The sequence below is a fragment of the Bacillus sp. BACIII genome (assembly GCF_057836745.1).
The window spans coordinates 3,466,325-3,489,149 of sequence record NZ_CM174437.1 but is presented as its reverse complement, the minus strand read 5'-3'; the positions used below and the strand labels follow the sequence as shown (position 1 = coordinate 3,489,149).

The window sequence follows — 22,825 nt, the reverse complement described above, 5'->3', positions numbered from 1 at the left end:
TACTTTCAAAAGGAATACACGAGAGAAAATAAAGTTTTACCGCTTTAAAATAAGGAGTTTGGTTATACATGAAAACAAGAAGATGGTTTGTGGATTCTTCCGCAGAATTATCCACAACCGATCCCCAGATTACACAAGCCGCGGAATTGCTCCGGCAGAATGAAGTTGTGGCTTTTCCGACAGAAACCGTTTACGGACTGGGCGCTAACGCTGAAAATACGGAAGCCGTAACGAAAATTTATGAGGCGAAAGGAAGGCCGAGCGATAATCCGCTGATTGTGCACATATCTGACATCAGCCAGCTTGATCGTTTTATCAGCCATATTCCTGAAACGGCGAAAAAGCTCATGACGCTTTTTTGGCCGGGTGCGCTGACTCTGGTCTTGCCGTGTAAGCCCGGCGTGCTGTCCCCCCGTGTCACCGCGGGACTTGAGACGGTAGCGGTCAGAATGCCTGATCATCCGGTGGCGTTAGCCCTCATCAGCTCAGCCGGACTGCCGATCGCAGCGCCGAGCGCCAATTTATCAGGAAAACCGAGCCCGACGAAGGCCGGGCATGTGGCTCATGATTTAAACGGCCGCATTGCCGGCATTGTGGACGGCGGAGCGACCGGGATCGGAGTGGAATCAACCGTTCTGTCCTGTACGGGGAAACAGCCCGTGCTGCTTCGTCCGGGCGGCGTGACAAAAGAACAGATTGAATCCGCAGCCGGTCCGGTTCTTGTGGATAAAGGGCTGACCGAAGAAGATCAGGTTCCTATTTCTCCCGGTATGAAATATACACACTATGCGCCTTCTGCGCCGATGGCTATTGCCGACGGCGGCGCTCTGAGAATTCAAGAGCTGGCTGACGAATATAAAAGCCGGGGAAAACGGATCGGCATTCTGACAACAGAGGAGAATGCCGATAGCTACCAGGCTGATTTTATTAAAGTATGCGGCCGGCGCGCCGACCTTGAAACAGTGGCGTCGGCCTTGTACGATGCGCTCCGCAGCTTTGATGATGCGAAAGTGGATATGATTATATCTGAATCCTTTCCGGACACCGGAGTGGGACTCGCCATTATGAACAGGCTGATGAAGGCTGCGGGCGGCACCGTTATCCATTAACTTGTTCTACCCCTTATCGGACATGCATAAGCTAAACAAGCGGGCACGTCCAAGGGGGTTTTTTATTTCATGTCGAATCTATTCATCGGGGAGCTTGTCTCCTTAAGCATCATGGCATTTGCTTTGGGGACGGATGCTTTTTCCGTCGGGCTCGGAATGGGAATGATTCAGCTGAAGAAAAAACAAATCTTTCATATAGGAATTGTCATCGGGCTGTTTCATGTCATCATGCCGCTGGCAGGAATGGCGGCCGGGCATCTGCTGTCCGGTTTTCTGGGTATGCTTGCCGTTTACATCGGCGGGTCTCTTCTTTTCATTTTAGGAGTGCAAATGATCATCGCCTCGTTTAAGCAATCGGACGGGCCGCTCATATCTCCGGCAGGCTCGGGACTGTTTTTATTCGCGGTCGGTGTCAGTCTTGACAGTTTTTCTGTCGGGCTCAGCCTCGGGATGAACGGCTCCAACCCGATTCTGGCCGTTGCGCTGTTCGGAATCTTCAGCACCGTTTTAACATGGGCGGGGCTCTTGGCGGGAAGAAAGGTGCAATCATGGCTCGGCTCCTACAGTGAAGCCCTCGGCGGAGCCATTTTGATCGGATTCGGGCTGAAATTGCTTTTACCGATATAGGGCTGAGTAAAAAAGAAACGAAGATGCCGTTTCTTTTTTCTTCATTTATAATAGGCAGTAAGAGGTGACGGATATGAAAATAATCTTTGTTTGTACAGGCAATACGTGCCGCAGTCCCATGGCTGAGGCTCTTTTTAAATCCATTGCAGTAACGAAAGGGCTGGACGTCAGCGCAAGCTCTGCCGGAGTATTTGCGTCCCCGAACGGAAAAGCGTCGGCTCATGCCGTGGAAGCGCTGTTTGAAAAACGGATCGCTCTCAATCACAGTTCTTCTCCCTTAACGGAAGAACATATCGAGACGGCCGATCTGGTGCTGACGATGACCCAACAGCACAAACAGCTGATCGAAAGCCGATATCGAAACAGTCATGGTAAAGTATTTACCATTAAAGAATACGTAACGGGAAAAAGCGGCGATATTTCTGACCCATTCGGCGGTCCGCTTGATGTTTATAAAAGGACGCGGGACGAACTGGAGGAACTGCTGACCCTTTTGGCTGACCAATTGCTTGACGGAAAAAGCAAGTAATCTGTCAGAAAATCTGCAAACAGGTCATTTGCAAAACGAATATGAAAGAGTAGAATAAAATCAACGGATTTCGTAAAAAAGGACAAGCACACTGGGCTGTCTTCGCCCAGCCACACCTAGGAGGTAAATGAATGAAAGTAGCTATTGCGTCAGATCACGGCGGCGTCCATATCCGCGAAGAAATCAAAAGTCTGTTGGATGAATTGCAGATTGAATACATTGATATGGGCTGTGAATGCGGCAGCGGTTCTGTTGATTATTCTGACTACGCTTTTCCGGTAGCGGAAAAAGTGGTGAACGGTGAAGTTGACAGGGGAATTTTAATTTGCGGCACAGGCATCGGCATGAGCATTTCCGCAAACAAGGTAAAAGGAATACGCTGTGCGCTTGCGCATGACACCTTCAGCGCAAAAGCGACGCGGGAACACAATGATACGAATGTTCTTGCGATGGGGGAACGCGTCATCGGCCCGGGTCTGGCGCGCGAAATCGCAAAAATCTGGCTGACGACTGAATTTACGGGCGGCCGCCACGAACGGCGGATCGGCAAAATCGCAGATTACGAAGAAAAAAATCTGTAAGAGGTGCTGGACAATGGAAGAGATGAAGCGAAAATGGACGGACATGCTGACTGAATTTCAAGAGCAGGCCGGACTTAAGGACGGCAGTCTGCTGGTCATCGGGTGCAGTACGAGTGAAGCCGCCGGAAGCCGGATCGGCACCGCGGGGAGCGGCGATTGGGCTGAATTGATTTACGGCGGACTTGCCCGGTTCAAGGAAAAAACGGGTGTTCATCTTGCTTTTCAATGCTGCGAGCATTTAAACAGGGCGCTTGTCATTGAGGCGGAAACGGCCGAGCGGTTCAGGCTCCCCATCGTTTCAGCCGTCCCCGTCCCGAAAGCGGGCGGAGCGATGGCTTCATATGCATACCGGCAGATGCAGTCTCCCGTGCTCGCTGAATCGATTCAGGCTGACGCCGGAATTGACATCGGTGATACGTTCATCGGCATGCATTTAAAACCCGTTGCCGTCCCTGTCCGGATATCAAGCCGTGAGCTCGGAGAAGCGCATGTGACGATGGCCCGGACAAGGCCGAAGCTGATCGGCGGAATTCGCGCCGTTTACGAATGCGAATGATGAAAATACTTTTCCTATATAATGTTCGTGTTTTCCAATTAAATATTGTGATTTTTTTAAATAAGCTGTTACATTCACCTGAAAAACCATGTACAATAAGGGTGGTAAAAATAAAGAACAGGAAACGGATAGGAGAGGATTTCGCTGATGAAACATTTACCTGCACAAGATCAACAAGTGTTTAACGCCATTAAAAATGAGCGTAAGCGTCAACAGACTAATATCGAATTAATTGCTTCTGAAAACTTCGTGACGGAAGCGGTAATGGAAGCACAAGGCTCTGTTTTAACAAACAAATATGCTGAAGGCTACCCCGGCAAACGCTACTACGGCGGCTGTGAGCACGTTGATGTCGTTGAGGACATCGCCCGCGACCGCGCGAAAGAGATTTTCGGAGCCGAGCATGTAAACGTTCAGCCGCACTCAGGCGCTCAGGCGAACATGGCTGTTTACTTCACGATTTTAGAGCACGGCGACACGGTGCTCGGGATGAACCTCTCCCACGGCGGCCACTTAACACACGGAAGCCCGGTTAATTTCAGCGGCGTTCAATACAACTTTGTTGAATACGGTGTCGATAAAGACACGCAATATATAGATTATGAAGATGTGCGTGAAAAAGCGCTGGCGCATAAGCCGAAACTGATCGTTGCCGGAGCGAGCGCGTATCCCCGCACGATCGACTTTAAAAAATTCCGCGAAATCGCTGATGAAGTCGGCGCTTACTTCATGGTGGACATGGCGCATATCGCGGGTCTTGTCGCGGCCGGCCTTCATCCGAATCCGGTTCCTTACGCTGACTTTGTAACGACAACGACTCACAAAACACTTCGCGGACCGCGCGGAGGAATGATCCTTTGCCGTGAAGAGTTCGGCAAAAAGATTGATAAATCCATTTTCCCGGGCATCCAAGGCGGACCGCTTATGCATGTCATCGCGGCCAAAGCCGTTTCTTTCGGGGAAGTGCTTGAAGATGATTTCAAAACATATGCGCAAAACGTCATCTCGAACGCGAAGCGTCTTGCTGAATCTCTGACCAAAGAGGGCATTCAGCTCGTATCAGGCGGAACGGATAACCACCTCGTGCTTGTCGACCTCCGTTCTCTCGGTCTGACCGGAAAAGTCGCTGAACATGTTCTTGATGAAATCGGCATTACATCTAATAAAAACGCAATCCCTTATGATCCGGAAAAACCGTTTGTCACAAGCGGAATCCGTCTCGGTACGGCAGCTGTGACAAGCCGCGGATTTGACGGTGACGCACTTGAAGAAGTCGGCGCCATCATCGGCCTTGCGCTGAAAAATCATGAAGACGAAGCAAAGCTTGAAGAAGCAAGACAGCGCGTATCTGCCTTGACTGAAAAGTTTCCTTTATATAAAGAACTGGACTATTAATAAGGAAGAAATCCGCCGGAAGCCTAATCCGGCGGGTTTTTTTATGATTTTCTTGAAACTGTTTGTCTTTTTCTGTAGAATCAATAGAAGTGTGAAAAAGTTACTCGGACAACAAAAAAGGAGCTGAACACAGTATGGGAAAGGTTTACGTATTTGATCATCCTTTAATCCAGCATAAGCTGACATATATTCGGAATGAAAATACAGGCACAAAGGATTTCAGAGACCTTGTGGACGAAGTTGCATCACTGATGGCGTTTGAAATTACACGTGATCTTCCTCTTAAAGATGTGGAAGTGAAAACACCTGTTCAAACAGCGACATCCAAAGTGATTTCAGGGAAGAAACTCGGTATCGTGCCGATCCTGAGAGCGGGTCTCGGAATGGTTGACGGCATGCTGAAATTAATCCCTGCCGCCAAAGTGGGACATGTCGGATTATACCGTGATCCGGAAACCTTAAAACCGGTGGAATACTATGTGAAGCTTCCTTCTGATGTGGAAGAACGTGAATTTATTGTCGTGGACCCGATGCTTGCAACGGGAGGCTCTGCGGTTGAAGCGATAAACAGCCTGAAAAAACGCGGGGCGAGAAACATTCGTTTCATGTGTCTTGTAGCGGCTCCCGAAGGCGTGGAAGAGCTGCAGAAACACCATTCAGACGTTGATATTTACATCGCGGCCCTGGATGAAAAGCTGAATGAAAAAGGCTATATCGTTCCGGGTCTCGGTGACGCGGGTGACAGACTGTACGGAACAAAATAAATCGGAAAACCTCATTCAGAGGTTTTCTTTTTTTATCCAAATTTTTGCTGAAAGGGGAGAGTTCATACATTTATAGGTGAATTTGTGAACATTCTGTGTATGCTTCCGGTATAAAAAGTTTTTTAACTTTAAACAGATTGACACATGTTAGGGGCTATTGTATGCTAAACGAGGGTATTATGAGAAGGTTTTCATTCCTTTCATTTCTAGTATCCATCCTCATTTTAAATCCTCCAAAAAAACCCGTTATATGAGGATTTATCTAAGCGAATGAAACAGCATCCCGCATCAGGAGGATGAGTGGTTTTTTCGAACAGGCCGTTTTTTTGCGGGACAAAAAAGGCCTTCTGCAAAGGGTTAACCGCATGTATGCCGTATCCAGGAATTATATTACTTTTTCATCAGGAGACAGATAGTTGATGGACGATCCCAATCTTACATTCAGCAGACAACGGAGATATGTATTTGTGATCTTGGCAATCTATTTGCTGGGATATGGTCTTACGGCGTATAAAACTGTTTTTTTAGGCCTCTTTTTGGGAACTGTTTTCAGTTTGTTTAATCTGTGGCTCTTGACCAGAAGAATGAATGCTTTTGACAAGGCCGTAGCGAAAGGAAAGTCCATACGATCACTCGGGAGCGCAGCGCGTTGGTGCAATGCGATACTTGCGATGGCTATCGCCTTTAAATATCCCGACAAAGTCAGTGTGGCAAGTGTGATTATTGGATTAATGACAATTTATCCCGTCATTATGATAGATTCCATTATTCAGCTCAAACGTTCATCAATGGAAGAGAGGTGAAAACCCATTGAATCACGATTACAGAACTATTGATTTGTATGGTCTTACTTTTAATCTGACAAACATTCTGATGATTACTGTGGCAAGTGTGATTGTGCTGCTGATTGCGATTCTTACTACAAGAACGCTGTCCATCCGTCCGGGAAAAGCCCAGAACTTCATGGAATGGATTGTTGATTTTGTCCGCAATATTATAGGCAGTACAATGGATTTAAAGACAGGGGCTAACTTCTTGGCGCTTGGTGTAACCTTGCTGATGTACATATTCGTATCAAATATGCTGGGGCTGCCGTTTTCTGTAACGGTCGGACACGAGCTTTGGTGGAAATCACCGACGGCTGATCCGGCTATTACTCTGACTCTAGCCGTTATGGTCGTGTCATTAACACACTACTACGGCGTGAAAATGAAAGGTTTGAAGGAATATTCTAAGGATTACCTCAGACCGGTTCCGCTTATGTTCCCGATGAAGATCATTGAGGAGTTTGCGAATACGCTGACACTCGGACTTCGTCTTTACGGTAACATTTTCGCCGGGGAAATTCTTCTTGGCCTTCTTGCAAATCTGGCGACGAATTTCTACTCAAACAGTTTCTTTCTCGGTTTGGTCGGTACAGTCGGAGCCATTATTCCGATGCTTGCATGGCAGGCGTTCAGCTTGTTCATCGGTACCATCCAGGCATTTATCTTTACGATGCTGACGATGGTGTACATGTCACACAAAATCAGTCATGATCATTAAAATCATATATCCAATTCGGATAACATTTTAAAGGAGGAACTTTTTCATGAATTTAATAGCAGCTGCGATTGCAATCGGTTTAGGTGCACTTGGTGCAGGTATTGGTAACGGTTTGATTGTTTCACGTACGGTAGAGGGAATTGCCCGTCAGCCGGAAGCAGGAAAAGAACTTAGAACTCTTATGTTCATGGGTATCGCATTGGTTGAGGCCCTTCCAATTATCGCTGTCGTTATCGCGTTCTTAGCGTTCTTTGGCTAAGCATAAAAGCCTTATATGAACTAAAAATGGCGAAGATCACTCTAAGAGAACCTTCGCCATTGCTTTATGTCTGATAAGCAGGCCGTCTTGAAACGGCTTTTATCAGCAGAGAAAACCTGCAGAAGGGAGTTGCCGTAGTAGATGTCTCAATTACCTCTTGAATTAGGACTGTCGTTTAACGGCGGAGATATCCTATTCCAATTGTTAGCTATGTTAGTTTTATTAGCGCTTCTCAAGAAATTCGCTCTTGGACCGCTATTAAATATAATGAAACAGCGTGAAGATCATATCACCGGCGAAATTACGTCCGCTGAAGAAAGAAATAAAGAAGCGCAGAAGCTGATTGAAGAGCAGCGCGTTCTTCTAAAAGAAGCGAAACAGGAATCACAATCACTCATTGAAAATGCGAAAAAACTGGGTGAAAAGCAGAAGGAAGACATTATCCAGGCTGCGCGCGCCGAGTCTGAAAGATTAAAAGAAGCGGCGAGAACCGAAATTGTCAAAGAAAAAGAACAAGCGGTTTCCGCACTTCGCGAGCAAGTCGCATCACTTTCTGTCTTAATCGCATCGAAAGTGATCGAAAAAGAGCTTGATGAACAAGCCCAGGAAAAACTGATTCAGGATTATCTTAAAGAGGTAGGAGAGAGCCGATGAGTGGATCTGCTGTCTCTAAACGATACGCGTCAGCGCTTTTCGACATTGCCGTTGAGACTTCTCAAATCAATGAAATCGAAGAAGAGCTTACCGTACTAAAAGAAGTTTTCCGAAATGAAGCCGGATTACAGGAAGTGTTAAGCCATCCGAAGGTATCGGCTGCTAAGAAAAAAGAGCTGATTCAGCAATCGTTCGGCGCACTGTCTGAGTCTGTGCTGCATACGATTTTTCTTCTGATTGACCGCCGCCGGTCTTCGATTGTGCCTGATCTCACAGACGAGTTTATCAAACTCGCCAATCAGGCCCGTCAGACAGAGGATGCGGTTGTTTATTCAGTAAAACCGCTGTCAGAAGCGGAAATGTTATCATTATCTCAAGTGTTTGCAAAAAAAGCCGGAATCGCTTCGCTCAGAATCAGAAATGAAGTGCAGACGGATTTAATAGGCGGCATTAAAGTCCGCATTGGAAACCGGATTTATGACGGAAGCGTGAGCGGAAAGCTTGAGCGCATGGAACGTCAACTTGCCGGAGGAAATCGATAGAAGGGGTGAAACCTAAGTGAGCATCAAAGCTGAAGAGATTAGCACGCTGATAAAGCAGCAAATTCAAAATTACCAATCTGAAATTGAAGTTCATGACGTAGGTACAGTCATCCAAGTCGGAGACGGTATTGCGCGTGTGCACGGCCTTGACAATTGTATGGCCGGTGAACTTGTTGAGTTTTCAAACGGCGTTTTGGGTATGGCTCAAAACCTTGAAGAATCCAACGTAGGTATCGTTATCTTAGGACCTTACAGAGATATCCGTGAAGGTGATGAGGTCAAAAGAACGGGCCGCATCATGGAAGTTCCTGTAGGTGAAGAATTAATCGGACGTATCGTCAACCCGCTCGGACAGCCGGTAGACGGAATGGGTCCGATTCTGACAAGCAAAACCCGCCCGATCGAAAGCCAGGCACCAGGCGTAATGGACCGTAAATCGGTACATGAGCCGCTGCAAACGGGTATCAAAGCGATCGACGCGTTAATTCCGATCGGCCGCGGACAGCGTGAGCTGATTATCGGGGACCGTCAGACAGGTAAAACATCTGTTGCGATTGATACAATCTTAAACCAAAAAGACCAAGACATGATCTGTGTGTATGTAGCGATCGGTCAAAAAGAATCTACAGTACGCGGCGTGGTGGAAACACTTCGTAAGCATGGCGCGCTTGATTACACGATTGTTGTGACGGCGTCTGCTTCACAGCCGGCTCCGCTTCTTTACCTTGCACCGTATGCAGGGGTGACAATGGGTGAAGAATTCATGTACAACGGCAAGCACGTACTCGTCGTATATGATGATTTATCCAAACAAGCGGCCGCTTACCGTGAGCTGTCATTGCTTCTTCGCCGTCCGCCGGGCCGTGAAGCATTCCCTGGGGATGTATTCTATCTTCACTCCCGTCTGCTTGAGCGTGCAGCCAAGCTGAGTGACGCTAAAGGCGCAGGATCAATTACGGCGCTGCCGTTCGTCGAAACACAAGCAGGAGATATCTCCGCTTATATCCCGACAAACGTCATTTCCATTACTGACGGACAGATTTTCCTTCAATCCGACTTATTCTTCTCAGGCGTGCGTCCTGCGATCAATGCCGGATTATCAGTATCCCGCGTCGGCGGATCAGCCCAAATCAAAGCGATGAAGAAGGTAGCGGGAACATTGCGTCTTGACCTTGCTTCATACCGTGAACTTGAAGCATTCGCCCAATTCGGATCTGATCTTGACCAGGCGACTCAGGCGAAACTGAACCGCGGTGCGCGTACAGTTGAAGTGCTGAAACAAGACTTGAATAAACCGCTTCCGGTTGAAAAACAGGTAGCCATTCTTTATGCGCTGACAAAAGGATATCTTGATGATATTCCGGTTGCGGATATCAGACGTTTTGAAGAAGAGTACTACATGTACCTTGATCAAAACCATAAAGATCTGCTTGACGGCATTGCGAAAACAGGAAACCTTCCTGCTGATGAAGACTTCAAAGCTGCAATCGAAGGCTTCAAACGCACATTTGCACCAAGCAACTAACCCTTAGAAGATGAGAGAAAAAGGTTCTCTTTTTCTCTCTTTTTACGCAAATGAAGAATAAAGGTGGTGAAATCTTTGGCCTCATTACGCGATATTAAGTCAAGGATCACGTCAACGAAAAAAACAAGCCAGATTACAAAAGCCATGCAGATGGTATCCGCTGCGAAGCTGAACCGTGCGGAAACCAACGCGAAGTCATTTGCTCCGTATATGGATAAGATCCAGGAGGTTGTGTTTAACGTCGGAAAAGGCGCGAAAAACGCGAAACACCCGATGCTTGTCTCAAGAGAAGTGAAAAAGACGGCGTATCTCGTCATTACGTCTGACCGCGGGCTTGCGGGTGCGTTTAACAGTTCGGTTTTGCGAAACGCTTACCGCACCATTCAAGAACGCCATCAGTCTAAAGATGAATACACGGTGATTGCAATTGGCAGAGTCGGCCGCGATTTCTTCAAAAAACGGGAAATGCCGATTTTGTCTGAGTTAGTGGGGCTTGGCGACGAGGTCACTTTTGCTCAGATTAAGGATTTGACCCGTCAGACGGTTCAAATGTTTATCGACGGCGCTTTTGATGAACTGCATTTGGTGTATAACCATTTCGTCAGTGCGATTTCACAGGAAGTGACGGAGAAAAAAGTGCTGCCTTTAACGGATTTCGGAACGAGCGGCGGGAAGCGCACGGCTTCTTACGAGTTCGAACCGGATGAAGAAGAGGTGCTCGAAGTGCTGCTTCCTCAATATGCGGAAAGCTTAATTTACGGCGCGCTTCTTGACAGTAAAGCAAGTGAACACGCTGCGAGAATGACAGCAATGAAAAATGCGACTGATAATGCGAAAGAACTCATTGATTCACTTTCGCTTTCATATAACCGCGCGCGTCAAGCGGCGATTACACAAGAAATTACCGAAATTGTCGGCGGTGCAGCCGCTTTAGAATAGAAAGATTTTGTCAGGAGGGATAGCGATGAAGAAAGGACGCGTAAGTCAGGTGCTTGGACCGGTTGTCGACGTACGTTTCGAGGACGGCCACTTGCCTGCGATTTATAATGCGATTAAAGTTTCACAGCCAGCTACAGGCGAAAATGAAGTAGGCATCGACCTAACGCTAGAGGTTGCTCTTCATTTAGGCGATGATACAGTCCGTACAATTGCCATGGCATCTACGGACGGAATTCAGCGCGGAATGGAAGCAGTTGATACAGGTGCTCCGATTTCCGTTCCTGTCGGTGATGTGACTCTCGGACGCGTATTTAACGTACTGGGAGATAAAATTGATTTAAATGAACCGCTGCCTGCGGATGCTCAAAAGGACCCGATCCACAGATCAGCTCCTTCATTCGATCAGCTTTCAACTGAGGTTGAAATTCTTGAAACGGGAATTAAGGTCGTTGACCTGCTCGCTCCTTACATCAAGGGCGGTAAAATCGGATTGTTCGGTGGTGCCGGTGTAGGTAAAACCGTATTAATCCAGGAATTAATCAACAACATCGCGCAAGAGCACGGCGGTATTTCCGTATTCGCCGGTGTAGGAGAGCGTACTCGTGAAGGGAACGACCTTTTCTACGAAATGAGCGATTCAGGCGTTATCAAGAAAACAGCCATGGTCTTCGGACAAATGAACGAGCCGCCGGGCGCACGTATGCGTGTAGCACTGACTGGTCTTACAATGGCTGAGCATTTCCGTGATAAACAAGGACAGGACGTACTGTTCTTTATCGATAACATTTTCCGTTTCACACAAGCGGGTTCAGAGGTTTCCGCGCTTCTCGGCCGTATGCCTTCTGCGGTTGGTTATCAGCCGACGCTTGCGACAGAAATGGGTCAGCTTCAAGAGCGTATTACGTCTACAAACGTTGGTTCAGTTACATCTATCCAGGCGATCTACGTGCCTGCCGATGATTACACTGACCCGGCTCCGGCGACGACGTTCGCTCACTTGGATGCAACGACTAACCTTGAGCGTAAATTAACTGAAATGGGTATCTACCCTGCGGTTGATCCGCTGGCTTCCACTTCCCGCGCGCTTGCTCCGGAAATTGTCGGAGAAGAGCATTATGCGGTGGCGCGTGAAGTTCAGTCAACGCTTCAGCGTTACAAAGAACTGCAGGATATTATCGCAATTCTCGGTATGGATGAATTGGGTGAAGAAGACAAGCTTGTCGTTCACCGCGCACGCCGTATCCAGTTCTTCCTTTCTCAAAACTTCCACGTAGCTGAGCAGTTTACGGGACAAAAGGGTTCTTACGTGCCTGTTAAAGAAACAGTTAAAGGCTTTAAAGAAATCCTTTCCGGTAAATATGACCATCTTCCGGAAGATGCATTCCGTCTTGTAGGACGCATTGAAGAAGTTATTGAGAATGCAAAAGAGATGGGTGTAGAAGTTTAATCTGGTCCTAGGAGGGTAAAAGCATGAAGACCGTTAAAGTCAATATCGTTACTCCCGACGGCCCAGTATATGATGCTGATATTGAAATGGTAAGCGTAAGAGCCGAGAGCGGTGATCTCGGTATCTTGCCGGGCCATATTCCGACCGTGGCTCCGCTTAAAATCGGCGCTGTCCGTCTTAAAAAAGACGGACAGACCGACTTGGCGGCTGTCAGCGGCGGATTTTTGGAAGTCCGTCCTGATCAGGTCACTATCCTTGCACAAGCCGCTGAAACTGCGGACAGCATTGATAAAGAGCGCGCCCTTGCTGCGAAAAAGCGGGCGGAAGACCGTTTGAACAAACGATCAGATGATACTGACATTCGTCGGGCTGAGCTTGCGTTACAGCGGGCTGTAAACAGATTGGATGTTGCAGGAAACTAAAAAAGAATCCTTCTCGGCTGTCTGAGAAGGATTCTTTTTCTATATTAACGCATAAGAGATTCATAGACGCCGATAAGCGGATGATCCTCTTCTTTTTGCAGATATAAATGTTCACAGCAGTTGTCGGTGTGCCACGTTTTGTTTCCTCTTCGCACGCCCGTCGTATAGGCGCCGTCCGTATACGGATAAGGTTTAACGATCCATTCGGCATCGTCATGGTGTCTGATGGCGCAATCTATGACATACACACTGAGCATTTTCTCAAATTCGTCAATCGGCAGATTCCAGTCCGCCAATAGCAGCTCTTTTATGCTGCGGAAGTAAAGAGCTTCCAATTTCGTCAGGCTTCCGTGTGAATAATCAAGAGAAATGTTGAAAAACTGACATAATTCTTTCAGTTCCTCTGTTTGAGACTGTCTATAATCATAGTAGAATGCTATCGCTTCCCACTCGTGGTCAAATACGGGCAGTGATTCTCCATACTGCTTTTCCGGATGAAAAAAGGAATGATTCATATTCCCATCTCCTTTCCAAAAAAGTATACCATGCAGGAGAACGGACATTTAAGCGGGGATTGCCCCTAATTTTGGATAAAAATTCTGCTGTGAAAATGATCATCTTTCTCTTTTCTTCTTATATAATAAGAGAGGATATGAGGGACGGAAAAAATGAAAGGAGATGGAATGTGTGAATGTATTGGGGCAGCAGGCCGCAATCAGCATTCTGGTTCATCTGGTATGCATTGCGGTGACTTGGTGGGCCCTACAGGCCGTCAACTTTGATCCGCTGATCCGAAAAGGAAAAATAGTGCAGGCAAGGCTGCTGATTATTCTTCTTACCATTGCGATCGGAACGGCAGTCGCTGACTTCTTTTTAGATTATCTTACGTATTCGAAGCAGCTTCCATACTTGTTTTAAGGTGTTTCGTCAGTTGAAATGAAGGGAATCGCTGGGGGAGAAACCAATTTTTTCTTCACCCGTTTGGCGAGTTTTGACGAAGTTTTCCATGTATCGCTTTCCCCGGCTCCGGCAAAAATGGGAGTAAGGGGGAGAGACCGATATGAAGAAAAAAAGAGCAGGCCGTATCATCTTGTTTTTTGTTTTTTTAAGCGCCTTAATTGTGGTATTTCATTCCATTCATGCAAGTGAGCTGTCTCCGCTTGCCCAGATTGCCGAAGGAATGGAGCGGCAGCATGTCACTGTAGATGAGTGGACGCTTCATGCGAAAGAAAATCTGAACCTGTCACTGAGTGAATTTGATGACAAGGTGAAAGAACTGAAGACGCAGAATCCTCAATATCAGTGGGAAACCGCTCAAGAAGATAAAATTGTAAAGGCTGTCGGCACGTATTCTGACAAAAAAAATCATACAACTTTTAAACTGCAGCTCGTCACTACCCTCAAAAACCAGAACCCAACTTCGTATTTATTATATGAGCAAATGAGCCCGGAGCAACCGGAAAACTGGAATGATACATATGAACAGTTTGAACGGCAGGCACATGACATATTTCAAAATAAAGTATTTATTTTTACTTGTCTTAAGGGTCATTTAAATGATAATATGAGTATTGTTTTGCAAAAAAAAGCAGAACAGCTCATGAAAGAATTTGAAGCAAGTCCAGTTGAACATGTAGTTGAGCCTCATTTCGTTTCTGTTTCTGCATTTACATATAAGTGGACAGATTACATCATGACATCTAAACATAAGATGAATGTGCAAATTGCGCTTAGAAGTGCGGGAATGGGCGAAAAACATACCGTTACGGTTGGCACACCAATCGTGACAACTGAATATTAATATAGAGAATATAGGGACGCGGAGGGGAATACCTTGGAAAAAATCATCGTCCGCGGCGGTCAGAAGTTAAACGGCACAGTGAAAGTTGAAGGAGCAAAAAATGCCGTTTTACCTGTTATCGCTGCATCTTTATTAGCAAGTGAAGAAAAAAGCGTAATATGTGATGTACCTACGCTCTCCGATGTATATACAATTAATGAAGTGTTGCGTCATTTAGGAGCAGATGTGCATTTTGAGAATAATGAAGTTACGGTAAACGCTTCTTACGCTTTAGAAACAGAAGCACCTTTTGAATATGTGCGTAAAATGCGCGCGTCAGTGCTTGTAATGGGCCCTCTGTTAGCCCGTACGGGTCATTCAAGAGTAGCGCTTCCGGGCGGCTGCGCTATCGGCTCAAGACCGATTGACCAGCATTTAAAAGGCTTTGAAGCAATGGGTGCAAAAATCAAAGTAGGCAACGGCTTTATTGAAGCGGAAGTGGAAGGCCGTCTACAGGGCGCAAAAATCTATTTAGATTTCCCAAGTGTGGGTGCGACAGAAAACTTGATTATGGCAGCTGCATTAGCTGAAGGAACAACAACGCTTGAAAACGTGGCAAAAGAGCCTGAAATCGTTGACTTAGCGAACTATATCAATGCGATGGGCGGAAAAATCCGCGGAGCCGGCACAGGCACCATTAAAATTGAAGGTGTCGAGAAGCTTCGCGGCGTAAGACACAACATCATTCCTGACCGTATTGAAGCGGGTACTTTCATGGTGGCTGCGGCTATTACGGAAGGAAATGTATTAGTAAAAGGTGCGGTTCCTGAGCATCTTACGTCTTTAATTGCGAAGATGGAAGAAATGGGAGTCAAAATTACGGATGAAGGAGAAGGCCTTCGTGTTATCGGTCCTGCCCAGCTGAAGCCGATCGACATCAAAACGATGCCTCACCCCGGATTCCCGACTGACATGCAGTCGCAAATGATGGCGCTGCTTCTCCGCGCGAGCGGAACAAGCATGATTACTGAAACTGTGTTTGAAAACCGTTTTATGCATGCTGAAGAATTCCGCCGGATGAATGGCGACATTAAAATTGAAGGACGTTCTGTGATCATTAACGGTCCTGTACAGCTGCAAGGCGCAGAAGTTGCCGCTACGGACCTGCGTGCGGGCGCGGCGCTGATTCTTGCGGGATTAGTGGCTGAAGGTCATACACGCGTTACGGAACTGAAGCACTTGGATCGCGGTTATGTGGATTTCCATAAAAAACTTGCGGCTCTCGGCGCTGACATCGAGCGTGTCGTTGATGAAACGGCCGCTGAACAAGAAAGCAAAGAAGCCGTTACTGACTTAAACGCATAAAAGGTTATAAAAACAGTATGTCAATCTGGCATACTGTTTTTTATAGGATTTATCATCATTATTATGCTCTGATTTTCAAAAAAGAATACGTTTTTGGCGTGAATCATCGAATAAAGATTCTGTCCAAAAGGAAGTCATATTAGCTTGTCCCTGCCCATAAGATGAAGTAGAGTCGAATCCCAAGCAGGAGGCAGCTGATATATGAAACCCATTGTATTTCTACTATCCGGGCTGTGTGTACTTATTCTTCTTGTTCCCACCATTCTCGTTCTTCCGTTTCAGGCAGAAAAAGGAGCGGCCGCGAACAAAGAGCCCGGACACAAAACAGCACTCACCATACGAGAGACAAAAGGAGCAGAAACATTGAAAGAATCACCTGTATCCATTCCGGTTTATCGGACATCCAAACATTCTGTAGAGAACATTCCGCTTGAAGAGTACGTGACCGGAGTCGTAGCTTCCGAAATGCCCGTTGACTTTAAACCGGAGGCGTTAAAAGCCCAGGCGCTCGCTGCCCGGACATTCATCGTCAGACTGATGGTCGCTGACTCAGCCGTTCAGGCGCCTAAAGGATCGCTGGTGGATGACACACAGATGTTTCAAGTCTATAAAAGCAAGAGCCAGCTGAAAAAAGAGTGGGGTTCTGAGTACGCTCAAAAGCTGAAGAAAATCACAAATGCGGTGGCCGGCACCCAAGGAAAGATTTTAACGTATGACAACAAACCGATTGAGGCATCTTTTTTCTCTACAAGCAACGGCTATACGGAAAATGCGGAAGCCTATTGGACAAGCGCCATTCCTTATTTAAAGAGTGTGAAAAGCCCTTGGGATAAGAAATCGCCTAAATATCTCGCCACCCAGACCTTCAGTGTGACTGAGTTTCAGCAGAAGCTCGGCGTGCAGCTTTCAGGACAAAGCACGGTGGGGCATATTACGGCCAGAACACCGGGGCATCAAGTGGCGACGGCCGTCATAAACGGCAAGAAGCTGAAGGGCAGAGACATCCGGGAAAAACTCGGACTCCGCTCTGCCGACTTTGAATGGAAACGAAACGGGAGCAGCATCACCATCACGACAAAGGGTTTCGGTCATGGCGTGGGTATGAGCCAGTACGGAGCCAATTACATGGCGGAGCAGGGAAAATCCGTGACGGACATCGTCAAGCATTACTATCAGGGAGTGAACATTTCCGAGGCCGCTTCATTTTTAAACAAATATATGGCGAAAAAGTAGACGCTGTCATCAGCGTCTACTTTTTCGGAAAACTATTCCATAAACGGTAAAACAACCAACGGACTCATATAACGAAAGGCTAAAGGCTGACAAATGGGGATAGATGGCTGCGCACCGGGTGAAAATCACTGATAAAATTGCCGCTTCTATGTGAATGTACGCAAAAATAATGAGGAAGCCCGTCCTATTTATTTCCCTTTTCATCTCATTTACGATAAATATTGTTCAGCGTTGAACGTAAATCTATTGAAAAGGGGAAAAAGCAATGAAAAAAACATTTTCACTCATACTTATGCTCGGATTGATGCTGACTGCTGCATCTCCTGCTTTTGCTGCTGAGAAAGCAGACGAGAACACTCTTTTATTCAGAAACAATACCGCCATTTTACTTGATGCGAGCGGCAGTATGGCGAAACGGATAGACGGCGTATCTAAATACAATATGGCAAAAGATGAAATCATCCGTTTTGCGGATCAAATTAAGTCTACATCACAGGTCAGAATGACGGTTTTCGGTTCGGAAGGCAATAATAAAAATTCCGGAAAAGTTCAATCATGTGAAGCCATTCGCGGTGTGTACGGATTACAAAAGTTTGACAGACAAAGCTTCCTCAACTCTCTGAACGGAATCGGGCCTACAGGCTGGACACCGATTGCAAAAGCATTAGAAGATGCGAAGGCTTCTTTTAACGGTGTTCATAAATTCGGCTTTAAATCCGTTTACCTGTTGACGGACGGTGAGGAGACATGCGGCGGAGATCCTATTAAGACGGCGAAAGAACTTCGCAAACATCATATTAAAGTCAACGTGATCGGTTTTGACTTTAAGGAAGGCTTCAACGGCCAGCTGCACGCGATTGCCGGAGCGGGCGGAGGAAAATATTACGAAGCTCACAGCCAAAAGGATATGAACCGTATCTTTACAATGGAAGCGAGATCATTAGCGGAATAAGAAAAAGGTGCCGTTTATCGGCCCTTTTTTTATGTTTGATTTAACAAAATTTTCATGAAGAGATGAAGAGAAAACTGTAAAAAGAATCAGATCCCGGACTTATATTACAAAAAGGACAAAAAAGGCATTAAAACTGTCATCATTTAGCCAATCTTTTTAGGATGATGCGCATAATTCTGTTCATTTTTGGTAATATATCGCCGTCTCACAAAAGGCATCACGCCCTATATCTTTTTCCAAATAGCTAAACTAGCATAGAGAAGAGCCGGGGCCCATCGGCAAAAAAACAAATGGAGAGGAATGAAGGAAATGAAAAAAATGTTTACTGCGGGGATTGTCGGACTTTTGACGCTCTCACTCGGATCACCTGTTTTTGCGGCTGAGCAAAAGCAAGAGGAAACCAACGTCGCTGTGCTGTTTGATGCAAGCGGAAGCATGATACAAAAAACGGGGGGAGAACGTAAAATAGATGTTGCGAAAGATGCTGTCACCTCTTTTGCGAAAGTTCTTCCTGAAGACACGAATCTGATGCTTCGGGTATTCGGCCATAAGGGCAATAATAAAAACTCCGGCAAAGCCGTATCATGTAACGCGACAGAAACGTTATACGGACTTCAGCCGTACGCCGTGACTCCGTTTGAGCAATCACTCAGCAAAATTAAACCGACAGGCTGGACACCGATAGCGAAAGCGCTTTCTGATACGCGCGAAGAATTTGAGCGGGCCGGCGCTAAAGGGAAAAACGTCGTATACCTGATTACAGACGGTGAAGAAACATGCGGCGGTAATCCTCAGGCTGAAATTCAAAAGCTCCGTAAAGCGAACGTCAACACAATCGTCAATATCATCGGCTTCAACTTCGGCATGAAAGGAAGCGAAAGCCTTGAAAAAGCGGCGGAAGCAGGAGGCGGGACGTATGTCTCAGCTGACAGCGCGGACGAGTTCAAACAGGCTTGGGAAGACGCTGCAAAGGATTTAGCAAAAGAATAGGCTGAAAAAGGACGCCCGCGCGGCGTCTTTTTTGTTTAGAAAACGGAACAGCGGGAATGATACAACTAAAAGGAGATGAGCGCTGTTGTTAAAAGGAGCAGGCATTATATTAGTGCTGGCGGCAGTCGTTTTTGTACTGATGGGAATTTTTCTGAAGCTTGCCGCCTTCATATTCGTCAGTATATTGGCCATTATCGCCGCAGTTATTTTATTCACCATTTTGAGCAGACATCATCGCAACGAAACATAGAGTCCGAAGAGGGCTCTTTTTTTAAACCGCAAATTCGACAAAATACAGGGATTATGGAAGAATAAAAGAGAAGGATACTGCGGAGGGGAAAACAGTGGATGAAAAAACAACAGCGGTAAGAGAAATATACCGCTATGAAAAAGGGGTATTAACAAAAACGGCAGATCGGATGGTATCAGAGTATCCATTGACTGTCATGGTGAACGGGCAGGAATTTGTTACGCTCGTCTGCACGCCCGACCACTTAGAGGAACTCGTTATCGGATTTCTCGCGTCAGAAGGCGTCATTCGTTTTGAAAAAGAGATCAAAAGCTTTACGATAGATGAAAGTCTCGGATTTGCATATGTGGAGCTGACGAATCCCGAAGTGCTTGAGCAAAAAGACTATACGAAGAGAGTGATCGGTTCATGCTGCGGGAAAGGCCGCCATTTTTACTTTCAGCAGGATGTGAAAACGGCCAAAACCGCCGTCAGCCGCATCACCATAACTCCTGAAACGTGTCTTCGCCTCATGAAGGAGATGCAAAGCGAAAGCGGCACATTCCAAGAAACGGGCGGCGTCCATAATGCGGCGCTGTGCGATACGGAAAAGATGCTCTTCATGAGGACTGACATCGGGCGTCACAATGCGCTGGATAAGCTGTACGGCAACTGCCTGAAAAACGGAATGCCGGTCCGTGACAAGCTGATTGTCTTCAGCGGACGGATTTCCTCAGAGGTTTTATTGAAAGCCGCAAAAATCGGCGTGTCGATTGTCATTTCAAAATCGGCGCCGACGGAGCTTGCGCTGCAAATGGCGGAAGAGCTGAACATGACGGCGATAGGCTTTGTCAGAAACGGATCGTTTAACGTATACACACATCCTGAACGGGTTGAACAATAGAAAGGGGTCTTGAGCTTATGAATACAGAAACGCGCCGCGTGTCAGACAAAAGGGAAAGGCCGCTCAGGGATCTCCGTATCTCTGTAACCGACCGCTGCAATTTCAGATGCACGTACTGTATGCCAGCCGAACTGTTCGGACCGGATTATCCATTTCTGCAAAAGACGGAACTGCTCTCATTTGAGGAGCTTGAACGGCTTGCCAAACTGTTTGTCACCCGCTTCGGCGTTGAAAAAATCAGGCTGACGGGCGGGGAGCCGCTGATGAGAAAAGATATGCCTGAATTGATCAAAAAGCTTGCGCGCATCCCGGGGCTTAACGATATTGCGATGACGACGAACGGCTCTCTGCTTCCCGTGTATGCTGAAAAGCTGAAGCAGGCGGGGCTGCATCGCGTGACCGTCAGTCTTGATTCTTTAGAGGATGAGCGGTTTAAGGCTATTAACGGCCGCGGCGTCTCGGTGAACAAGGTGCTCGAGGGCATTGAAGCGGCAAAAGCGGCCGGACTCGGTGTGAAAATCAATATGGTTGTTCAAAAGGGCGTCAATGAAAAAGACATCCTGCCGATGGCCCGCTATTTTAAAGAAAAGGGCCATATTCTTCGGTTTATTGAATTTATGGATGTCGGCAATACAAATCAATGGAATAAAAAAGACGTCATCACGAAGGCTGAAATCATTGATCTGATCAATCAGCACATGCCGGCGGAGCCGATAGAAGCGAATTATAGAGGAGAGGTCGCTTCCAGATTCCGCTATCTCGACGGTTCCGGCGAAATCGGCGTGATTTCCTCCGTCTCGGATGCATTCTGCGCCTCCTGCAACAGAGCGCGTCTGTCGGCAAGGGGCGAGCTTTTTACGTGCCTGTTCGCTTCAAGCGGCTTCGATGTGCGGAAGCTTGTGCGCGGCGGCCTGACTGATGACGAATTGACGGAATCCATCGCCTCTGTCTGGAGAAATCGCACGGATCAGTATTCAATTGACCGCGCACTTTCTAAAACAGATGGGAAAAAGAAAGTGGAAATGTCGTATATAGGCGGATGAAAAAAGGCTTGCCCGAACAAGGGCAGGCTTTTTTATTCAAATGAAGCTCAGGCCTGTTCAAAAAAAACCGATGTCTGCCGAAATATATGATAGGAATTTTGATGCAGGACGATCAAGTTATTCAATTCCAAAGCCATACAATATGTTAAAATATAACCAATAGAAATTAGAAAAGGTTGTGAAAGGGGCATGACCGCATACGAGATTCCGTCATCTCAAGTTGGAGTCAAGATCAACAAATGGTACAAGCACATTTTAGCGTTTCAAGCGGCTGATGCCATAAAGCTGAAAGAGGAAATTGATGAGGATATACAACGTATGGAGGAAGACCAGCTGCTGCTGTTATATTACCAGCTGATCAGCTACCGCCATCATATTATGCTTGATTACGTCAAGCCGGATTTCACCGAACAATCTCAAATTCAGTACAGCGAGCTGCAAAAGACGATCGAAAGCACGGACAGCATATCGGGACTGTCCGAGTATTATTTTCATTTGTTCAGAGGAATGTATGAATTCGATCAGAATAACTATGTTGCGGCTATTTCTTTTTACCGGAAAGCGGAAAAACTCCTTTCATTTGTCGAGGATGATATAGAGAGGGCGGAATTCCATTTCAAGATGTCTGAAGTGTTTTACGTCATGAAGCAGACTCATTTCTCCATGAATCACGGGATTCAGGCGCTGGATACATATATGAAACACGATTTTTACAGAGTGCGGAGAATACAGTGCCATTTCGTCATCTCAGGAAACTATATCGACTGCAAAAACTACGACAAAGCGCTTGGGCATTTAGACGAAGCGCTCCGCCTTTCTTTGCTTGAAGGGCAGCCCCGCCTGATCGGGTCTTCGCTTTACAATCTGGGGAATTGTTATTCTGAAAAGCGTGATCTGGCTGAAGCGGCCCGTTACTTTAGAAAAGCGGTGCCCGTCTTTGAAGAACATCAGCTTGAACAGCTTCCGAAGGCGCTGTTCAGCTTAACACACACCCTTTTCAGGCTGCGTGATGACGAAGCGGCCCTTACTTATTATGAAAAAGGGGTCACGATCGCGAAAGAACGGGGCGACCGATTCAGTTTAGAGAAATATAAGTTTTTACAAGCGCTTTACTTGGAATCCCTCAATATGGACTTAATCCATGAAGTGTTTGACTATATGAATGAAAAATCGCTGTATGTGTATATTGAAGATTTCGCCTTGGAGGCTGCCATATACACAAGCGCCCATGAGCAATATAAAGAAGCGGCGTATTTTTATGAAAAAGTGATTCACATGAGAGAAAACATTCAAAAAGAACAATGTTTATACGATATATAAATTTTCTAACCATCTGATCGGCAGATGGTTATTTTTTTTATGCACATTATGACGTTTGATCATTGAAGAAATCGGAAAAATCGCAAAAGAGGGAAAAACGGACGATTGAAAGGAG

General features: G+C 46.5%; 27 protein-coding genes. 26 read left to right on the top strand and 1 reads right to left on the bottom strand.

What is annotated here, in order from left to right:
- Nucleotides 1–68: 68 nt before the first annotated feature.
- The 16 genes from ACXN9U_RS17190 (at nt 69) to ACXN9U_RS17115 (ending at nt 12,894) form a co-directional block, all read left to right on the top strand.
- Nucleotides 69–1,109, top strand: a complete 1,041-nt coding sequence (locus tag ACXN9U_RS17190; protein WP_060964053.1) for an L-threonylcarbamoyladenylate synthase — start codon at nt 69–71, stop codon at nt 1,107–1,109.
- A gap of 69 nt (nt 1,110–1,178) precedes the next feature.
- Nucleotides 1,179–1,736 carry a manganese efflux pump MntP gene (locus ACXN9U_RS17185; protein ID WP_489201954.1) on the top strand — a complete coding sequence of 186 codons (558 nt, stop codon included), beginning with the start codon at nt 1,179–1,181 and terminating at the stop codon, nt 1,734–1,736.
- Between the two features lie 73 nt (nt 1,737–1,809).
- A complete protein-coding gene (locus ACXN9U_RS17180) occupies nt 1,810–2,265 on the top strand; it encodes a low molecular weight protein arginine phosphatase (protein ID WP_060964055.1) in 456 nt (151 codons plus the stop codon).
- Between the two features lie 131 nt (nt 2,266–2,396).
- Nucleotides 2,397–2,846: a ribose 5-phosphate isomerase B gene (rpiB, locus tag ACXN9U_RS17175; RefSeq protein WP_016937637.1), complete on the top strand. Its 450-nt coding sequence runs from the start codon at nt 2,397–2,399 to the stop codon at nt 2,844–2,846.
- 13 nt (nt 2,847–2,859) lie between these two features.
- On the top strand, nt 2,860–3,402 hold the full coding sequence (locus tag ACXN9U_RS17170) for a TIGR01440 family protein (protein WP_060964056.1): 543 nt from the start codon (nt 2,860–2,862) through the stop codon (nt 3,400–3,402).
- A gap of 147 nt (nt 3,403–3,549) precedes the next feature.
- Nucleotides 3,550–4,797, top strand: a complete 1,248-nt coding sequence (gene glyA, locus ACXN9U_RS17165) for a serine hydroxymethyltransferase (protein ID WP_060964057.1) — start codon at nt 3,550–3,552, stop codon at nt 4,795–4,797.
- Nucleotides 4,798–4,931: 134 nt separating this feature from the next.
- Nucleotides 4,932–5,561 carry a uracil phosphoribosyltransferase gene (upp, locus tag ACXN9U_RS17160; RefSeq protein ID WP_060964058.1) on the top strand — a complete coding sequence of 210 codons (630 nt, stop codon included), beginning with the start codon at nt 4,932–4,934 and terminating at the stop codon, nt 5,559–5,561.
- Nucleotides 5,562–5,980: 419 nt separating this feature from the next.
- Nucleotides 5,981–6,364, top strand: coding sequence for an ATP synthase subunit I (gene atpI / locus ACXN9U_RS17155; RefSeq protein ID WP_013353910.1), 384 nt, complete (start codon nt 5,981–5,983; stop codon nt 6,362–6,364).
- A 7-nt stretch (nt 6,365–6,371) separates the two neighbouring features.
- Entirely contained in the window at nt 6,372–7,106 is a 735-nt protein-coding gene (gene atpB, locus ACXN9U_RS17150; protein WP_016937643.1) for a F0F1 ATP synthase subunit A, read from the top strand.
- Between the two features lie 46 nt (nt 7,107–7,152).
- Nucleotides 7,153–7,365 (top strand): F0F1 ATP synthase subunit C, encoded by a 213-nt coding sequence (gene atpE / locus ACXN9U_RS17145; protein WP_003151167.1) that lies wholly within the window; start codon nt 7,153–7,155, stop codon nt 7,363–7,365.
- A 141-nt stretch (nt 7,366–7,506) separates the two neighbouring features.
- The gene (gene atpF, locus ACXN9U_RS17140; protein WP_016937644.1) at nt 7,507–8,019 is read left to right on the top strand and encodes a F0F1 ATP synthase subunit B; all 513 of its coding nucleotides are present in this window, start codon (nt 7,507–7,509) and stop codon (nt 8,017–8,019) included.
- Nucleotides 8,016–8,561, top strand: a complete 546-nt coding sequence (locus ACXN9U_RS17135; protein WP_003151169.1) for a F0F1 ATP synthase subunit delta — start codon at nt 8,016–8,018, stop codon at nt 8,559–8,561. Before atpF ends, ACXN9U_RS17135 begins: the two co-directional genes overlap by 4 nt.
- Before the next feature lie 16 nt (nt 8,562–8,577).
- Nucleotides 8,578–10,086: a F0F1 ATP synthase subunit alpha gene (atpA, locus tag ACXN9U_RS17130; protein ID WP_016937645.1), complete on the top strand. Its 1,509-nt coding sequence runs from the start codon at nt 8,578–8,580 to the stop codon at nt 10,084–10,086.
- A gap of 75 nt (nt 10,087–10,161) precedes the next feature.
- Nucleotides 10,162–11,025 (top strand): ATP synthase F1 subunit gamma, encoded by an 864-nt coding sequence (gene atpG / locus ACXN9U_RS17125; protein ID WP_003151172.1) that lies wholly within the window; start codon nt 10,162–10,164, stop codon nt 11,023–11,025.
- 25 nt (nt 11,026–11,050) lie between these two features.
- Entirely contained in the window at nt 11,051–12,472 is a 1,422-nt protein-coding gene (gene atpD, locus ACXN9U_RS17120) for a F0F1 ATP synthase subunit beta (protein WP_016937646.1), read from the top strand.
- A gap of 23 nt (nt 12,473–12,495) precedes the next feature.
- Nucleotides 12,496–12,894: a F0F1 ATP synthase subunit epsilon gene (locus tag ACXN9U_RS17115; protein ID WP_013353907.1), complete on the top strand. Its 399-nt coding sequence runs from the start codon at nt 12,496–12,498 to the stop codon at nt 12,892–12,894.
- Between the two features lie 44 nt (nt 12,895–12,938).
- Here ACXN9U_RS17115 and ACXN9U_RS17110 read toward each other — a convergent pair whose 3' ends face one another.
- On the bottom strand, nt 12,939–13,409 hold the full coding sequence (locus ACXN9U_RS17110; protein ID WP_060964059.1) for a hypothetical protein: 471 nt from the start codon (nt 13,407–13,409) through the stop codon (nt 12,939–12,941).
- Nucleotides 13,410–13,581: 172 nt separating this feature from the next.
- Between ACXN9U_RS17110 and ACXN9U_RS17105 the strand changes: the two genes are divergently transcribed.
- From ACXN9U_RS17105 to ACXN9U_RS17060, 10 genes are all read left to right on the top strand, one after another.
- Nucleotides 13,582–13,812, top strand: coding sequence for a DUF1146 family protein (locus tag ACXN9U_RS17105; RefSeq protein WP_007614366.1), 231 nt, complete (start codon nt 13,582–13,584; stop codon nt 13,810–13,812).
- A 142-nt stretch (nt 13,813–13,954) separates the two neighbouring features.
- Entirely contained in the window at nt 13,955–14,695 is a 741-nt protein-coding gene (locus ACXN9U_RS17100; protein WP_060964060.1) for a YwmB family TATA-box binding protein, read from the top strand.
- Nucleotides 14,696–14,728: 33 nt separating this feature from the next.
- Nucleotides 14,729–16,039, top strand: a complete 1,311-nt coding sequence (gene murA / locus ACXN9U_RS17095) for a UDP-N-acetylglucosamine 1-carboxyvinyltransferase (protein ID WP_016937650.1) — start codon at nt 14,729–14,731, stop codon at nt 16,037–16,039.
- 201 nt (nt 16,040–16,240) lie between these two features.
- Nucleotides 16,241–17,272 (top strand): stage II sporulation protein D, encoded by a 1,032-nt coding sequence (spoIID, locus tag ACXN9U_RS17090; RefSeq protein WP_489201953.1) that lies wholly within the window; start codon nt 16,241–16,243, stop codon nt 17,270–17,272.
- 265 nt (nt 17,273–17,537) lie between these two features.
- Entirely contained in the window at nt 17,538–18,224 is a 687-nt protein-coding gene (locus tag ACXN9U_RS17085; RefSeq protein ID WP_060964062.1) for a VWA domain-containing protein, read from the top strand.
- A gap of 309 nt (nt 18,225–18,533) precedes the next feature.
- Complete coding sequence (locus ACXN9U_RS17080; RefSeq protein WP_060964063.1) at nt 18,534–19,214, top strand: VWA domain-containing protein; 681 nt, start codon at nt 18,534–18,536, stop codon at nt 19,212–19,214.
- A gap of 85 nt (nt 19,215–19,299) precedes the next feature.
- Nucleotides 19,300–19,464: a hypothetical protein gene (locus ACXN9U_RS17075; RefSeq protein WP_007407587.1), complete on the top strand. Its 165-nt coding sequence runs from the start codon at nt 19,300–19,302 to the stop codon at nt 19,462–19,464.
- A 94-nt stretch (nt 19,465–19,558) separates the two neighbouring features.
- Nucleotides 19,559–20,347, top strand: coding sequence for a formate dehydrogenase accessory sulfurtransferase FdhD (fdhD, locus tag ACXN9U_RS17070; protein ID WP_049627565.1), 789 nt, complete (start codon nt 19,559–19,561; stop codon nt 20,345–20,347).
- Between the two features lie 17 nt (nt 20,348–20,364).
- On the top strand, nt 20,365–21,390 hold the full coding sequence (gene moaA / locus ACXN9U_RS17065) for a GTP 3',8-cyclase MoaA (RefSeq protein ID WP_489201952.1): 1,026 nt from the start codon (nt 20,365–20,367) through the stop codon (nt 21,388–21,390).
- A 189-nt stretch (nt 21,391–21,579) separates the two neighbouring features.
- Complete coding sequence (locus tag ACXN9U_RS17060; protein WP_060964065.1) at nt 21,580–22,710, top strand: response regulator aspartate phosphatase; 1,131 nt, start codon at nt 21,580–21,582, stop codon at nt 22,708–22,710.
- Nucleotides 22,711–22,825 lie beyond the last annotated feature (115 nt).

Bases quoted from the DNA above. Each gene is read 5' to 3' on its own strand.
- atpD (WP_016937646.1), top strand. From the start codon at position 11,051: ATGAAGAAAGGACGCGTAAGTCAGGTGCTTGGACCGGTTGTCGACGTA.
- glyA (WP_060964057.1), top strand. From the start codon at position 3,550: ATGAAACATTTACCTGCACAAGATCAACAAGTGTTTAACGCCATTAAA.
- rpiB (WP_016937637.1), top strand. From the start codon at position 2,397: ATGAAAGTAGCTATTGCGTCAGATCACGGCGGCGTCCATATCCGCGAA.
- ACXN9U_RS17185 (WP_489201954.1), top strand. From the start codon at position 1,179: ATGTCGAATCTATTCATCGGGGAGCTTGTCTCCTTAAGCATCATGGCA.
- upp (WP_060964058.1), top strand. From the start codon at position 4,932: ATGGGAAAGGTTTACGTATTTGATCATCCTTTAATCCAGCATAAGCTG.
- ACXN9U_RS17060 (WP_060964065.1), top strand. From the start codon at position 21,580: ATGACCGCATACGAGATTCCGTCATCTCAAGTTGGAGTCAAGATCAAC.
- ACXN9U_RS17135 (WP_003151169.1), top strand. From the start codon at position 8,016: ATGAGTGGATCTGCTGTCTCTAAACGATACGCGTCAGCGCTTTTCGAC.
- ACXN9U_RS17190 (WP_060964053.1), top strand. From the start codon at position 69: ATGAAAACAAGAAGATGGTTTGTGGATTCTTCCGCAGAATTATCCACA.
- ACXN9U_RS17085 (WP_060964062.1), top strand. From the start codon at position 17,538: ATGAAAAAAACATTTTCACTCATACTTATGCTCGGATTGATGCTGACT.
- atpF (WP_016937644.1), top strand. From the start codon at position 7,507: ATGTCTCAATTACCTCTTGAATTAGGACTGTCGTTTAACGGCGGAGAT.
- spoIID (WP_489201953.1), top strand. From the start codon at position 16,241: ATGAAACCCATTGTATTTCTACTATCCGGGCTGTGTGTACTTATTCTT.
- ACXN9U_RS17100 (WP_060964060.1), top strand. From the start codon at position 13,955: ATGAAGAAAAAAAGAGCAGGCCGTATCATCTTGTTTTTTGTTTTTTTA.
- ACXN9U_RS17170 (WP_060964056.1), top strand. From the start codon at position 2,860: ATGGAAGAGATGAAGCGAAAATGGACGGACATGCTGACTGAATTTCAA.
- atpE (WP_003151167.1), top strand. From the start codon at position 7,153: ATGAATTTAATAGCAGCTGCGATTGCAATCGGTTTAGGTGCACTTGGT.
- ACXN9U_RS17115 (WP_013353907.1), top strand. From the start codon at position 12,496: ATGAAGACCGTTAAAGTCAATATCGTTACTCCCGACGGCCCAGTATAT.
- atpI (WP_013353910.1), top strand. From the start codon at position 5,981: ATGGACGATCCCAATCTTACATTCAGCAGACAACGGAGATATGTATTT.
- ACXN9U_RS17180 (WP_060964055.1), top strand. From the start codon at position 1,810: ATGAAAATAATCTTTGTTTGTACAGGCAATACGTGCCGCAGTCCCATG.
- moaA (WP_489201952.1), top strand. From the start codon at position 20,365: ATGAATACAGAAACGCGCCGCGTGTCAGACAAAAGGGAAAGGCCGCTC.
- ACXN9U_RS17110 (WP_060964059.1), bottom strand. From the start codon at position 13,409: ATGAATCATTCCTTTTTTCATCCGGAAAAGCAGTATGGAGAATCACTG.
- ACXN9U_RS17080 (WP_060964063.1), top strand. From the start codon at position 18,534: ATGAAAAAAATGTTTACTGCGGGGATTGTCGGACTTTTGACGCTCTCA.